General features: G+C 43.4%; 12 protein-coding genes. 11 read left to right on the top strand and 1 reads right to left on the bottom strand.

Annotated features, from left to right (window positions below; all coding sequences use genetic code 11):
- The first annotated feature begins 45 nt into the window (after window positions 1-45).
- From R8G66_02360 to R8G66_02310, 11 genes are all read left to right on the top strand, one after another.
- A complete protein-coding gene (locus R8G66_02360; GenBank protein MDW3191170.1) occupies window positions 46-1929 on the top strand; it encodes a hypothetical protein in 1884 nt (627 codons plus the stop codon).
- A gap of 65 nt (window positions 1930-1994) precedes the next feature.
- The gene (locus tag R8G66_02355) at window positions 1995-2204 is read left to right on the top strand and encodes a hypothetical protein (protein ID MDW3191169.1); all 210 of its coding nucleotides are present in this window, start codon (window positions 1995-1997) and stop codon (window positions 2202-2204) included.
- Between the two features lie 112 nt (window positions 2205-2316).
- Complete coding sequence (locus R8G66_02350) at window positions 2317-3564, top strand: FAD-dependent oxidoreductase (GenBank protein MDW3191168.1); 1248 nt, start codon at window positions 2317-2319, stop codon at window positions 3562-3564.
- On the top strand, window positions 3561-4250 hold the full coding sequence (locus tag R8G66_02345; protein MDW3191167.1) for a peptidoglycan recognition family protein: 690 nt from the start codon (window positions 3561-3563) through the stop codon (window positions 4248-4250). The genes R8G66_02350 and R8G66_02345 overlap by 4 nt, the downstream gene beginning before the upstream one ends.
- Window positions 4247-5707, top strand: a complete 1461-nt coding sequence (locus tag R8G66_02340; GenBank protein ID MDW3191166.1) for a M14 family metallopeptidase — start codon at window positions 4247-4249, stop codon at window positions 5705-5707. The genes R8G66_02345 and R8G66_02340 overlap by 4 nt, the downstream gene beginning before the upstream one ends.
- A 2-nt stretch (window positions 5708-5709) precedes the next feature.
- Window positions 5710-6720, top strand: a complete 1011-nt coding sequence (locus R8G66_02335; GenBank protein MDW3191165.1) for a dipeptide epimerase — start codon at window positions 5710-5712, stop codon at window positions 6718-6720.
- Window positions 6717-7388: a M15 family metallopeptidase gene (locus R8G66_02330; GenBank protein ID MDW3191164.1), complete on the top strand. Its 672-nt coding sequence runs from the start codon at window positions 6717-6719 to the stop codon at window positions 7386-7388. Before R8G66_02335 ends, R8G66_02330 begins: the two co-directional genes overlap by 4 nt.
- 258 nt (window positions 7389-7646) lie before the next feature.
- Window positions 7647-8555 carry a hypothetical protein gene (locus tag R8G66_02325; protein MDW3191163.1) on the top strand — a complete coding sequence of 303 codons (909 nt, stop codon included), beginning with the start codon at window positions 7647-7649 and terminating at the stop codon, window positions 8553-8555.
- Window positions 8556-8714: 159 nt separating this feature from the next.
- Window positions 8715-9605: a glycosyl hydrolase family 17 protein gene (locus R8G66_02320; protein MDW3191162.1), complete on the top strand. Its 891-nt coding sequence runs from the start codon at window positions 8715-8717 to the stop codon at window positions 9603-9605.
- Window positions 9606-9802: 197 nt separating this feature from the next.
- Complete coding sequence (locus R8G66_02315) at window positions 9803-10723, top strand: glycosyl hydrolase family 17 protein (GenBank protein MDW3191161.1); 921 nt, start codon at window positions 9803-9805, stop codon at window positions 10721-10723.
- A 38-nt stretch (window positions 10724-10761) separates the two neighbouring features.
- Window positions 10762-11838, top strand: a complete 1077-nt coding sequence (locus R8G66_02310) for a glycosyl hydrolase family 17 protein (GenBank protein MDW3191160.1) — start codon at window positions 10762-10764, stop codon at window positions 11836-11838.
- A gap of 399 nt (window positions 11839-12237) precedes the next feature.
- On the opposite strand, the gene R8G66_02305 is transcribed toward R8G66_02310, so the two are convergent.
- Window positions 12238-13626, bottom strand: coding sequence for a sodium-dependent transporter (locus tag R8G66_02305; GenBank protein MDW3191159.1), 1389 nt, complete (start codon window positions 13624-13626; stop codon window positions 12238-12240).
- Between the last annotated feature and the right edge of the window lie 222 nt (window positions 13627-13848).

Raw genomic sequence — 13848 nt, 5'->3', positions numbered from 1 at the left:
CGGTGTACCCACATTTGGATCATTGATTTATTCAAACACACACAAATGATCAAACACCGTTTCAAAATGATCATTGCTGCTTTTATAGTATTCGCAGTGATGGTCCAATCATGTAACAATCGTGATAATGAACAGCCTGCTCCTGCGGAAGGACGGGTGGAATTTACCTTCGAGGTAATTGACAATCCAGATGGAGGAAGAAAAGGAAGCTCGGGAAAATCTGCCGGAAGAACCGAGGCAGATATCCCTTCTAAAGTAGTCATCTCCATTGAAGACAATTTGGGTAATCCGGTTTATGCCTTAGAAGAACTGACCCTTTTCGAATTCAATGGTAGTTACGTCACGGAGCCATTGATTCTTCAGGTCGGTAGCTACAAGTTGACGGAGTATCTGGTACTGGACGATGAAGATGCCACGATCTTTGCCACACCTCAAGAGGGCAGTGACCTGGATTACCTGGTCGCCGATCCGTTACCGATTGATTTGGTGGTAAGTGCCAATGCGTCTACTTCGCTTGCGCCACAAGTAATCTCTACGGAGCAATTGACACCAGCCGATTTTGGATACACCGATTCTAATTTCGAGTTTGTTGCCACCTACGACATGCTGCTATCGGTATTCGTGCAAAATGCAACCACCGGTGCTTTTGAGTCTACAGATGCAACCTTGACCGTTACTGCTACTGCGGAAACCACAGAGTTGTACAACAAGGCTATTGCTTCAGGGATCGTCCAGGTGAAGTTGACTGATGGATACAGCAACTATACGGTACAAGTGGATAAGGCCGGGTATAACAGCTATACAGCTGATTTCACACAAGCTGAGATGAAAGCGTTCTTTACCGATCCTTTGATTGTTAATTTATTCCCTCCGGCAGCCGTACCTAATGGTGCATCTGTTGCTGCCTTTACTGGAGATAACTATCAGGGAGCTGAGATCGCCGCAACACCTTCCGGTGGATTCATTTTAAGTGCCAATAAATGGGGTGGAGGAACCGAAGGTTTCGTCTATGATGCCAGCAATACAGTTGTAGGCTCTTTTTCAACAGGTCACGTGACTGAATTCTCTACTGGATTAGCGGTTTTGGACAATGGCGAATTCATCACTTCGAGAATTGTGGGCACCAACTTGCATGCAGTCATCTACAATGCAGATGGCACGGTGAAGGTAGCAGATCAAGTGATTCGATCAGGTGCAAATACGGCCAGAAATATGATGGCCATTTCTGATGGCACGGGCTATTTGGTGCTGTGGGCTGAGTCCAATACGTTGAGCATGCAGAAAATTGATGCGGCGGGTAATCTTGTTGGAGGACTTGTTCAACCAGGTGTTGATGTCAATCAGTTTGACAATGCAGGAACACGCCGAAGAGGTATGGAAGCTGCGATGAAGAGTGATGGACAGTTTGTTTTTGTTACCCGACCTACTTCCAATTACAATAATCTGGAAGTTCACGAATTCAATGCCGACCTAACGATTAATACAACGTACCAAATCACCCCAACCCAGGCGGGTATCAACCACTATTCCATGGTGGACCTCAATGAAAATGGAGAATATGTGATTACATGGTTGCGAGCTGAAGACAATGTCGTGCGAATGGCAGGTTTCAGTATGGGGGGTAATGCCTTGTTTTCCGAAGTAATTGTAGGTCAGGCACGTACGTTGGCTTCCGATGTGACGGTTAGTGATAATGGTACCGTGATCGTATCTTATGCAGGTGGAAATGGTTCTCCCAATATGGTGGATCATGTGATCCGAATTTACGACCTAACCGGAGCTCCAGCTGATGATGAGATCATCGCCGCTCAAGTCGTAAATCAAGCGACCAATACCAAAGTCACTTTCATTGACAACAACAATTTCGTGGTGCTGTATGATAACTTGCCAGCAGGTTACGAGCAGTTTGCACAGAAATTCACTTATTAATTTATATAAAAAGGGTGCTCACGCAGAGTGCCCTTTGTATAATCAAACAAACCGATATATCAAAAATGGCATTCAATTCGGAGGATATTTCGCTTCGGATTTATGACTTAGCAGGTAATCCACTAGACGATGAGTTGGTATTGCCTGGAGTGACTCCTACACTAACCACAACTTCTAAAATTACTTTCCTCGATGGATCGAATTTCGTGATCGTCTACGGAGATGAATCCGCCGCCGTAGGGCATACCCAGTATACACAAAGATTCGGCTTGTAACACAAGCAAGGAAGATACCATAGCTGGTACTTAAGAATGGCCTCTTGACTTCATTGTTGAGGGGCTTTTTTTGTTTATTTTCGGCCCTTTCAGTCATTGTTCTCGAAAACAAATGAGCAAACGATACGATACGGTCATCATTGGAGGAGGGGTTATTGGCCTTTTCAGCGCCTATTATCTTGTCAAAGCGGGTAAGCAAGTACTTATTTTGGATAAAGGCCCTGCTCAACAAGCAAGTTCACATGGTAATTGCGGATTGATCAGCCCAAGTCATATCATGCCTTTGAATGACTATGACCTGATCATTAAATCGGTAGGATGGCTGTTCAAAAAGGATGCACCTTTTAAGATCAAACCTCAATTCGATCAACGCTTTATTAAATGGTCCATGAAGTTCATCAAGCATGCTTCTGCCAAAAGTATAGCGAGGCATAGTAAGGCGATCTATGATTTAGTGACGAGTTCCAGAAATTTGTTTACTGATGTGCTTGAAGAAGAAGGTTGGGATTGTCACTGGTCTGCCAATGGAATCCATTTTGTTTGTAATACCCAAAAGGAGTTTGATCATTACAATCAGGTCAATGATTACACCCGCCCATTTGGAGTAGAGGCAAAGGCGATTATGGCACCAGAGCTACTGGAATTGGAACCAGCACTAAAAGACAATATCTATGGTTCCTGGTTCTATGACATTGATGCCTGGCTGAAACCAGATGATTTGGTCAGACACTTGAAATCCTGGTTGAAGGAAAATGGGTGTGAACATATCAATGGGGCAGAAGTTACCGATATGAAAACGGCCAATGGCGCCTTAGAAGCGGTAAAAACGAAAACCCACGGAGATTTTGAAGCCAAGGAATTTTTGTTGGCTACCGGAGCCTGGTCACCATTACTCAAAAAGGCCCACCATCTCAATATTCCAATTGTACCGGGAAAGGGCTACAGCATTACGATGAAGTCGCCGGCTATCTCACCTAAGATCCCCATCAACATGATGGAACGCAAGGTGGTTGCTACTCCATGGAATGGTAGTTATCGTCTAGGAAGTACAATGGAGTTTGCTGGTTATGACGAATCGCTGAACAAAACCCGTCTGGAGGCACTAAAAAGAGCCGCAACAGAGTACCTTATAGAACCTTATTCAGACGATATAGAAGAAGAATGGTACGGATGGCGCCCAATGACCTACGATGGCGTGCCGATCATCGATCGTTCGCCAAAACATAAAAACTTATTTGTAGCGGTGGGACATAACATGTTGGGGTTAAGCATGGCCACAGGTACAGGTAAACTGGTTTCAGAACTCATGACAGGACAGAAACCACACATCGATCCTTTACTTTATCATTACAGATCATGAAGTACATAAAAAGACATTTTTGGGTTATTGCGGGACTAGTATTTATGGTTTCCTGTAAGTCCATCAAGATTATTGATAAGCCCATTATTTTCGATGAGGAACGCAAGGCCCTTACCCTGGAGTACTTGGAGGATCATTATGGATTGATTCAGGAAGAACCAACGATCATCCCAAGAATAGTGGTAGTACACTGGACGGTGATCCCTACCATGGAAAAGTCTTATGCCGCATTTGAAAAGGCGCAGCTTCCAAATTGGCGACCCGAAATAGCCAATGCGAGTGCCGTGAATGTGTCTTCTCACTTTCTCGTAGATACAGACGGAACCATTTATCGATTGATGCCTGAAAACTACATGGCAAGACATGTCATTGGCCTGAATCATTGTGCCATAGGAATTGAAAATGTTGGACCTAATGAAGATAACCAACTAACTGAGGCGCAGTTGAAAGCCAATACCAGGCTTGTTAGATACCTTTCAGAAAAGTACGATATCGAATTCCTTATCGGGCATTTGGAGTATACACGATTCGAGGATCATCCGCTTTGGCTGGAAAAGGACGATAATTACAGAACCAAGAAAACCGATCCAGGGATGAAGTTTATGCGGGCGTTAAGAGAAGCAACGGATGACTTGCCTTTAAGTGATTTACCTACGCCTGAGGCGCTAAAAAGAAACGAACCATGATGAAGTTTATTAAGACCATTGTGTTGACCTGCCTCGTGTTTGCCATGCAGGCACAGGACTACCAATTGCTGGACAAACTGAATGACACTTATGATGACTTTCGTGAGCGTACGCTGAACAAGCGCAGGTTCAAACATGCAGACATCATGCCTCTGATTGACAAGGTTGAAAAACTACCAGGATATACGGTCAGGGAGTTAGGTAAATCAATCGAAGGCCGAAGTATCAAGCTCATCAGCGTAGGAGAGGGAAGTACGTCCATACTACTGTGGTCTCAAATGCACGGCAATGAACCCACCGCCACCCAATCCATCTTTGATATCCTGAATTTTCTGAACAGTGATCAGTTTACTCAAGAGAAGGAAGAGTTGCTGAAGCGCGTGACGTTGCATTTTGTACCACTACTCAATCCTGATGGTGCGGAAATCTATCGCAGATACAATGCGTTGGGTATTGATATTAACCGGGATGCACTGCGATTGCAAACTCCTGAAGGTCAAATTCTTAAATATGTAAGAGATAGTCTGAATGCTGATGTAGGTTTCAATCTACATGATCAAAGCCGATACTATAACGCAGAGCTTACATCAAAGCCAGCAACCATTTCTTATTTAGCGCCAGCTTATAATTACGAGAAGTCCATCAACGAGGTGCGTGGCAATGCGATGAAGATCATTGTGTTAATGAATGACATTATCCAAAAGTATGCACCAGGACAGGTAGGGCGCTATAATGATGATTTTGAGCCAAGGGCGTTTGGTGACAACATTCAGAAATGGGGGACCAGTGCCATATTGATTGAATCCGGCGGATATCAGGATGACCGTGAGAAGCAATTTATCCGAAAGCTTAACTACCTGTCAATTCTAACGGCCATTTTTACGGTTGCTGATGGTAGTTTCAAGGATGTGGATATAGCAAGGTATGAGGCCATTCCCAATAACGATCGTAAGCTGTTCGACCTGAAATTGATCGGAGTAAACTACAACCTGTTGGGTGACTGGTACAAATTGGACCTTGGCATTCACAGTTGGGAAATTGATGATGCCAAACACGAGAATTTTCACTATTTATCACAGATTTCCGATATCGGAGACTTGTCTACTTTCTATGGTTATGAAACGCTGGACGGAAATAACTTGCGCATTGTTGCTCCTCAAGTTTATGAGAAAGTACAAACGATGACTTCTCTTAAAAATTTGGCATTCATGGATCTGTTGAAACAGGGATATGCCTACCTTCAAGTAAGCGATCTGGAAAAAGGAATCAGACATTCCAGGTATCCCATGCATCTGGTGAGTGAGGGGTATATGCCCGATTTCACCATAGATCGTAATGCACAACCAACCTTCTTTTTGGAAGAAGAAGGAGTACTGAAATATGCCGTGATCAATGGTTTTTTGGTAGATCTCGCAGGAGATGAAATTCCAGTTTGGAATGCCTTGATTTTTCGTTAATCATGCAGCTCATCATTCACGAAAGAGATTTGAAACTTAAGCATACGTTTCGGATCGCTCATGATGTGAGAGAAGTACAAGAAACGGTAATTGTCGAGTTACGAGATAATGAAATTGCCGGATATGGTGAGGCCACTGCCAGTAATTATTATGACCGACCCAGGACCGCTATTATTAAGGCATTAGAAGAAAATCGAGCCCTGATAGAATCCTATGACTACTCGAAACCCTCAGAGTTTTGGATGAAACTCAAGGATGCTTTTCAAGCAAGCAGTTTTGCTTTATGTGCGGTGGATGTAGCGATTCACGACCTGTACGCCAGGAAACAAGGTAAATCACTCACTTCACTTTGGGCCTTTTCCGGCAAAGGACCGAATACTAACTACACCATTGGAATTGATTCCGTAGAGAAGATGGTGGAGAAAATGCTGGAATTCCCCTGGCCACTTTACAAAGTGAAACTCGGAACCAGGGAAGACCTTGAGATCATGAAGTCCTTGCGCGCTAAAACCAGAGCGCAATTTAGGGTAGATGCCAATTGTGGATGGACGGCAGAAGAAACATTGGCCAATGCTGCCGCCTTGAAGGAAATGGGAGTGGAGTTCATTGAGCAACCCTTACGTGCAGGAGATTGGGAAGGAATGAAAATGCTATTTAAGCAATCACCCTTGCCCTTGATTGCTGATGAAAGTTGCATTGCCGAATCGGACGTAAATAGCTGTGCAGGATACTTTCATGGTGTCAATATTAAGCTGATGAAATGCGGTGGATTGACACCAGCACTAAGGATGATCCGACAAGCCAAAACATTAGGGCTGAAGGTGATGGTAGGATGCATGACGGAATCTTCCGTTGGGATCTCCGCCATCGGTCAGCTATTGCCACAGCTGGATTACGTAGATATGGATGGTTTTTTGCTGATTGAAAATGATCCTGGAAAGGGACCTTGGATCAAGGATGATCAACTGCACATGCCAACAACTCCCGGAACAGGTGTAACTTTCATTGGATGAAAAGATTATTGATTCTTTCGATTGTCGTCTTATTGCCGGGCTATGTACTGTTTGCACAGGTTCCGGATGGTTTTGTGAACGTGCAGGACATTGATTCCATGATACGCGTAGAGTTAAGGTATTTTTCCACTAACAATTTCTTAGGTAAAAAGGTCCGCGGATACAAAGCCAATAAAGCATACCTTACCAAAAGAGCAGCTAAGGCACTGCACATGGCCCATCGGCGTGCCTGGAAGCTCGGTATGGGTATCCTGATTTTGGATTCCTACAGACCTCAACAGGCAGTAGACCATTTTGTGGAATGGTCCAAAAATCCATCAGACACATTGAAAAAGAGCGAATTCTATCCTGAGATCAAAAAATCAAGGTTGTTTCAGGAAGGATTCATAGCATCGAGATCGGGTCATTCCCGAGGAAGTACGGTCGATCTGACATTGTACTATCTGGAGACGGGTGAAGTTGTCGATATGGGAAGTCGTTTTGACCTTTTTTCTGATAAATCGTTCCATAATTCGCCTATCGTTACACCCGAACAACTGGCTAATCGAAGTTTATTAAAACAACTGATGCAAAATGCTGGCTTTCGTCCATATTCCAAGGAATGGTGGCACTATACCTTGAACAACGAGCCCTTCAAAGATCAATACTTCAATTTCGAGGTAAAATGATTATTCCGATTAGTGATACTTTTGAATTGGTCAATTCTACTTAATGGGTACTCAATACTTCTAAGTGAAGGCTAATCATACAATTCAAATAGTCATTCCCAGGGGAATCTTTGAAAATTGAAATAGCTAATTTGTTAATGAATATAGACTCCCACGGGAGTGGCCTTCACTTAAAAGTTACTCAGGAAGTGGAATTATAAGATCTGAATAGATCAACCAGGCCACCATTTAGAAGATTTTTACGTAAAGTATGCGATTATGCCTGTTCTTATCGTTTGTATAGGTATAGCTAACCAGTTAACTTTAGCTCAACAAAAGGGAACACTTTTGGTCACCTTGCGAAAAATACTGCCTATTCTCATCTTTTTTTCGATCTCCTGGAGTGTCTGTGGACAATCGGCTGCGGGTAATAACGAAAAGACGCTTGCTGGTGTCTTTCAGGGTGAATCGATCTACATCAAAAACCCCTACAATAAGGATACGCGGGAATTCTGTGTTTCAGATGTCTTCTTAAACGATCAGCGACTGGATCTTAATTATCGACTCAGTGCTTTAAGGGTCACTTTTGAAGGAACTGATTTGTTCACCCCGGTATCTATTCGTGTAGTGCATCGAGATAGTGTTTGTACCTCGGAGATTGTTAATCCTTTGGCGGTTTTGTTTCACTCCAGGTATAAGTTCCTTGGTGTCTACGCAGCGGATTCTGGTATTTACTGGACAACCGAAGGTGAGCGTGAAATTGGAACTTATCTGGTGGAGAAATTACAAAATGGAATTTGGGTAGATGAAGCAGAGGTAGATTCCGAAGGAAAATTCGAACTAGCTTCCTATGTACACTATCCTATGTATGAAGTAGGTCCTAACAAATATCGGATCAAATACGATTTTGGAAGTGGTAACCGCTATTTGTATTCAGAAGAAATTGAATACCAACATTACCTTGATCCCGTTATTTTTGAGCCTGCAGTAACTAATAACAGGGTATTTCTTTCGCGCTCTGCGTATTACGAGGTATTCGATGCGAAGGGAGCCATGATCTTATCAGGTACCGGAACAGAAATAGACATCCGTTTTATCCGTCCGGGAAACTACGTCGTTTACTTCGACAACCAACAACCGGGCTCTATCAGACGTAACAAAATCCAGCCTCCCAGGGATAATAACTGAAATTAACACTTTCTCATACTACATCTTTATTACTACAACTGGTACTACAAAACGCCTTTTGAGGACGATTATGCTGATGTAGTAGTTTTTTGAACTATTTTTTTGGTGTGAAAGCAAAATATCCTTTCATACTTTGCCGCATCAAACTGAAAAAGAAAAATGCCCCCAAAGAGTAAATTTGCGAGGCCCCTGGCCGGATTAGATCTTTCGAAAAAGTCGAACAAGGATCTTATTGATTTATTTAATGAGCATCTGGATGAAGGAATGCATGGTCTGTGCTTTAGCCCTTACATGGAAGGGCAGGAGCCCGGTGACCAGCTTAGTGAAGAACAGGTGAGAAGACGTTTGGAAATCATCAAACCACATACCGAATGGGTTCGATCATTTTCATGCACGGAAGGAAATGAATTGATCCCTAAAATCGCGAAAGAGCTAGGGATGAAAACGCTGGTTGGCGCATGGTTAGGAAAGGACCATAGCATCAATGCGGATGAGATTGAAGGAGTCATCGAAGTAGCCAAGGCTGGTCATGCGGACATTGTTGCCGTTGGTAATGAAGTGATGTACCGTAAAGATTTGACGGAAGATGAGTTGATTGATCACATCAATACCGTGAAAGCAGCTTTACCAGACGTTCAGGTAGGGTATGTAGATGCTTACTACGAGTTTAGTAATCGGCCAAGAATTACCGAAGCTTGTGACGTAATCCTCGCAAATTGCTATCCATTCTGGGAAGGTTGTGCATTAGAGTATTCATTGCTATATATGAAGGATATGTACAATCGTGCAATGGCTGCTGGGAATGGTAAAAAAGTGATCATTACGGAAACCGGATGGCCTAACGTCGGTGAGCCATTCTATGGTTCTCAGCCTTCTTTCGAGAATGCGATCAAATACTTCATCCAAACCCAGGCCTGGTCGAAAGAAGATGATATTGAGATCTTTTATTTCTCATCATTTGACGAAAGTTGGAAGATTGGTGATGAAGGAGATGTGGGTGCCTATTGGGGCATCTGGGACAAAGAGGAGCAAAAGAAATTTGTTCATTAACCACCAAATGGAGGGCTACCTGGTGTTAAGTATTTGATACCAGGTATTCTCCTAAGTTTAACCTAAATGATGATACAACCCCTTTTCCCATGCGATAGATGAGCAACGTCTGCCTTTGAATGCTTCCGGGTTTAGTAGATGACTTAAACTGTGAAGCAGGGATTATGGTTAATTAATCAAGACATTTGACACCTGAAATGATTTTACCCTACGAGAAGGCCATTTGTTACTCGGGATTCCGAGATGGCCAAAGCCCCGATGCTGGAATATTTCCAACCTATGAAGAAATAAAAGAGGACCTTTTGATCCTTGAAAAACATTGGAAATATGTCCGACTTTACGATACCGATCGCCAGGCGGAAATGGCTCTGGAGATCATTCAGAAAGAAGGGTTGGACTTGAAGATTCAGCTAGGTGCTTACATTGGTGCTGAGGTGAATAATTTTAATTGCCCGTGGGGCGGCGTGCATTCCGAAGATACGCTTATCTCCAATAAGCAATTCAATGTACGAAGAATCAAAAAACTGATTCGGTTGGCCAATGAATATCCGGAGATCATTAATTCCTTGTCCGTTGGTAATGAAGCAACAGTAGACTGGACAGATCATATGGTGCCCGTCGAAAGTGTGGTCAATTATGTGAAGATGGTCAAAGCTGAGACCAAACAACCTGTGACCTTTTGCGAAAACTATGTGCCCTGGCTCACTAAGTTGGAACCATTGGCAGAAGTCGTGGATTTTATCTCAATTCATACGTATCCGGTTTGGGAGTACAAAAATATCCATGAAGCAATTCACTATACCGAGGATAACTATAAGGTGGTGGCTGAAAAATACCCACATAAGCAAATTGTGATCACAGAAGCGGGATGGGCTACAAATTCCAATGGGCGAGGGATCGATCCGGAGAATGTAAGCGAGGAGTTTCAGGATATGTACTATCAGGATTTGATGGAATGGTGTGATGAAAATCAGGTAGTATGTTACGTTTTTGAAGCTTTTGATGAGAATTGGAAAGGTTCACCAGAACCTAATGAACCTGAAAAACATTGGGGACTCTTTTACATCGACCGAACGCCTAAGAAAGTGATGGATGGCGTATTTTCGGAACTGGTATAATCTTTCCAACTTACTGTTAAGAATAAAACCTAACCACCATGAAACATTTATCCAGCTTGACCTTATTGGCGTTGCTAGTGCTGGCAGCCTGCACGCAATCCTCTACCTCTGCTGAGAAAGAAGCTCCAATGGAAGAAAAGAAAGCTACCAATACTATTCAACAATCTTCAGCTGATTTACTTGCTGGTGTTTCTAATGCCATTTGCTATTCCGGATTTAGGAGTGGTCAGCATCCGGATCGTGGCGATGGTGCAGTAAATCCATCTAAAGCGGAGATTCTTGAAGATTTGCAGATGCTTTCAGGGTTAGGTTTCAAGCTGATCCGCATGTACGATTGTGGAGAAAACTCACAGGATGTCCTAAGCGTCATCAAAGAGAATAATCTGGATATCAAGGTACTGCAAGGGGTATGGCTGAAGGCCGAATTGAGTGCACATGAAACTTGTGCCTGGTTGACTGAGCCGATACCACAGGAGACATTGAATGCCAACAAAATTCGCAATGGTCAGGAATTGGAAAGAGGGATCATGCTGGCCAATAAATATCCGGAGATCATCGCGGCCGTTAACGTTGGTAATGAAGCATTGGTCGAATGGAATGACCACAAAGTGGACGTGGATTCCATCATAGCCTATGTGCAGCGTGTACAGGCGGCGATTGAACAACCCGTGACCGTGGCTGATAACTATGAATGGTGGGCCAATAGTGGTGCGGAATTGGCCAAAGTGGTGGATTTTATGTCGCTTCATGTTTACCCGGTTTGGGAAGGCAAGGACATTGATGAAGGGATGTCGTATTCCATTGCCAATGTGCAGCGCGTGAGAGATTCCATTCCCAATGCCAAGATTGTGATCACAGAAGCAGGTTGGGCATCCATAGCTTCTGAGTTCGGTGAACGCGCCAGTGAAGAAAAACAACTCGAATACTACCGTGACCTGATGCAATGGTCCGCAGACAATAATATCACCACCTTCTTCTTTGAAGCCTTTGATGAAGATTGGAAAGGTAACCCGGATAACATGATGGGCGCAGAAAAGCATTGGGGGCTGTACACCGTAGATCGTAAACCGAAGAAAGTGGTGAGCGAGCTGTTGATGAGTGGAGCTGGAGGTTAGTGCATAACTGTCTTCTTGAATCACCTAAATGTCTGTTTCGAGAACCTCAGCATGACATTGGAGAAATGCTCCTCAGAGTCGCTCGTAGAGGACTCTGAGGAATTAATGTCTTAGATCGTGTCCAGTCCAAAAAGTTGCCAAGCACCACCGAGATGAACATCGCAAACAGAACGAAAAGAGTGCAGTAAGCAATGGTGAAGTTCAGTGCCTTTTGAACGAAGCTTCCTTTGTAACCTTCATAACTCTGAGATAGTTCTTCGAGTAGGTTCTCCTTCTTCCAGACATAGGCGGCCCTACAATCATACTACCACCTAACAAAAGGAAGATATCCGCAATGTGACCCAGAAAAGTTTGAATCTCCTTAGAGTCACACGGAGAGGACTCTGAGGAATTAATGTCTTAGATCGTATCCAGTCCGAAGAAGTTGCTGAGCACCACCAGGATAAACATTGCAAAAAGTACAAATGGAGTGAAGTAGGCAATGGTGAAGTTCAATGCCTTTTGAACAAAACTTCCTTTGTATCCTTCATAACCTTGAGATAGTTCTTCGTGTAAGTTCTCTTTCTTCCAAACATACGCAGCAAAGCCCACGATCAGACTACCGCCCAGCAATAGGAAAATATCTGCAATGTGTCCGAGGAAAGTCATGAAATCTGTAGGAGACTCGGCACCGAAATAGGTAATGAACCCGGTAAAGAAATCACTGTATCCATTGGCCACTAATGAAGGGAGTCCTACCACAAATATGATGATTGCTGTGATCCAAACCGCCTTTTTACGATCCATCTTCCATTCGTCCACTACATAAGAAACAGGAACTTCTAATAAAGAAACAGTAGAAGTAAGCGCTGCGAATGAAAGTAGGAGGAAGAAGAAAGAACCAACGACAATACCTAATACAGGTCCAAGGGACTGGAAGACACCAGGTAAAGTAGCGAAGATCAAACCAGCACCGCCGCTGACATTGCTCATATCGCCTCCGGAACTGTAAGCCACCAATGGGAACATCATCAATCCTGCGATAAATGCGATTCCTACATCAAAGAAGGTGATAGCAACGGCTGATGAAATGATATTTTCTTTTTTGGAAAGGTAACTTCCATAGGTGATCAAAGCTCCCATACCTAATGAAAGTGAGAAGAACGCCTGACGTAGTGCACCACCAATTACTCGTAAGTTCATTTCCGAGAAATCAGGTACAAGGTACACTTTTACACCCGCCATGGCATTGGGTAGGGTAAATGCATAGATCACCAAACTCAGGATCATGATAATCAACGTGGGCATTAAGATTTTCGCAGCTTTTTCAATTCCACTCGAAACACCTCGAGATATAATATAGGCTGTAGCTAGCATGAAAATCACGGCATAGATCAGCACTTTACCTGCATTGGATACATAACCACCAAAGTTTTGACCCACTTCAAAGTTCCCCTGAACCATTTCTATGAAGTATCCAAACGCCCAACCAGCCACAACATTGTAGTAGGAGAGAATGATTACGCCGGCGATGATGCCTAAAGTTCCGACGATGGACCATCTTTTGAATCCTAAGGCAGTGAAAGCTCCGGCCGCATTCTTGTTGGTTTTACGACCAATGGCGATCTCGGTCACCATTACCGGATAACACAGGATAAAGCAGAATACCAGATACATGATCACAAAAGCAGCTCCTCCTCCAGCTTCCGCTTCGAATGGAAATCTCCAAATATTTCCCAATCCGACTGCCGATCCTGCGGCGGCCAAAATAAATCCGATACGGCTTGAAAAAGCTCCTCTATTCTGCATGATTGATTTTTAGGTTACTGCTTGAAGAGCGAGTGTCGATAAACCCGCAGCTTCATATTCTTTTAACATTAAAAGCGTCAAATATAACCGAAAATCACTACTGACCTGAGGTTTATTTTATGTAGATCATGCTTGATTAATTCATTCTGTTTATAGTGCTCAATCGAGCAGTTATAAGATGCTGTCTGGTTTTTAAGTATGGATTTGGTTTGCATTTTGATC

The organism is Cytophagales bacterium (assembly GCA_033344775.1).
In the GTDB taxonomy this organism is placed as follows: domain Bacteria; phylum Bacteroidota; class Bacteroidia; order Cytophagales; family Cyclobacteriaceae; genus JAWPMT01.
This window is presented reverse-complemented; position numbering and strand designations above follow the sequence as displayed.

What these genes read in the sequence shown, in the direction of transcription:
- R8G66_02360 (MDW3191170.1), top strand. Translation starts at nt 46, where the DNA reads ATGATCAAACACCGTTTCAAAATGATCATTGCTGCTTTTATAGTATTC.
- R8G66_02350 (MDW3191168.1), top strand. Translation starts at nt 2,317, where the DNA reads ATGAGCAAACGATACGATACGGTCATCATTGGAGGAGGGGTTATTGGC.
- R8G66_02325 (MDW3191163.1), top strand. Translation starts at nt 7,647, where the DNA reads ATGCCTGTTCTTATCGTTTGTATAGGTATAGCTAACCAGTTAACTTTA.
- R8G66_02345 (MDW3191167.1), top strand. Translation starts at nt 3,561, where the DNA reads ATGAAGTACATAAAAAGACATTTTTGGGTTATTGCGGGACTAGTATTT.
- R8G66_02305 (MDW3191159.1), bottom strand. Translation starts at nt 13,626, where the DNA reads ATGCAGAATAGAGGAGCTTTTTCAAGCCGTATCGGATTTATTTTGGCC.
- R8G66_02315 (MDW3191161.1), top strand. Translation starts at nt 9,803, where the DNA reads ATGATTTTACCCTACGAGAAGGCCATTTGTTACTCGGGATTCCGAGAT.
- R8G66_02340 (MDW3191166.1), top strand. Translation starts at nt 4,247, where the DNA reads ATGATGAAGTTTATTAAGACCATTGTGTTGACCTGCCTCGTGTTTGCC.
- R8G66_02355 (MDW3191169.1), top strand. Translation starts at nt 1,995, where the DNA reads ATGGCATTCAATTCGGAGGATATTTCGCTTCGGATTTATGACTTAGCA.
- R8G66_02320 (MDW3191162.1), top strand. Translation starts at nt 8,715, where the DNA reads ATGCCCCCAAAGAGTAAATTTGCGAGGCCCCTGGCCGGATTAGATCTT.
- R8G66_02330 (MDW3191164.1), top strand. Translation starts at nt 6,717, where the DNA reads ATGAAAAGATTATTGATTCTTTCGATTGTCGTCTTATTGCCGGGCTAT.
- R8G66_02335 (MDW3191165.1), top strand. Translation starts at nt 5,710, where the DNA reads ATGCAGCTCATCATTCACGAAAGAGATTTGAAACTTAAGCATACGTTT.
- R8G66_02310 (MDW3191160.1), top strand. Translation starts at nt 10,762, where the DNA reads ATGAAACATTTATCCAGCTTGACCTTATTGGCGTTGCTAGTGCTGGCA.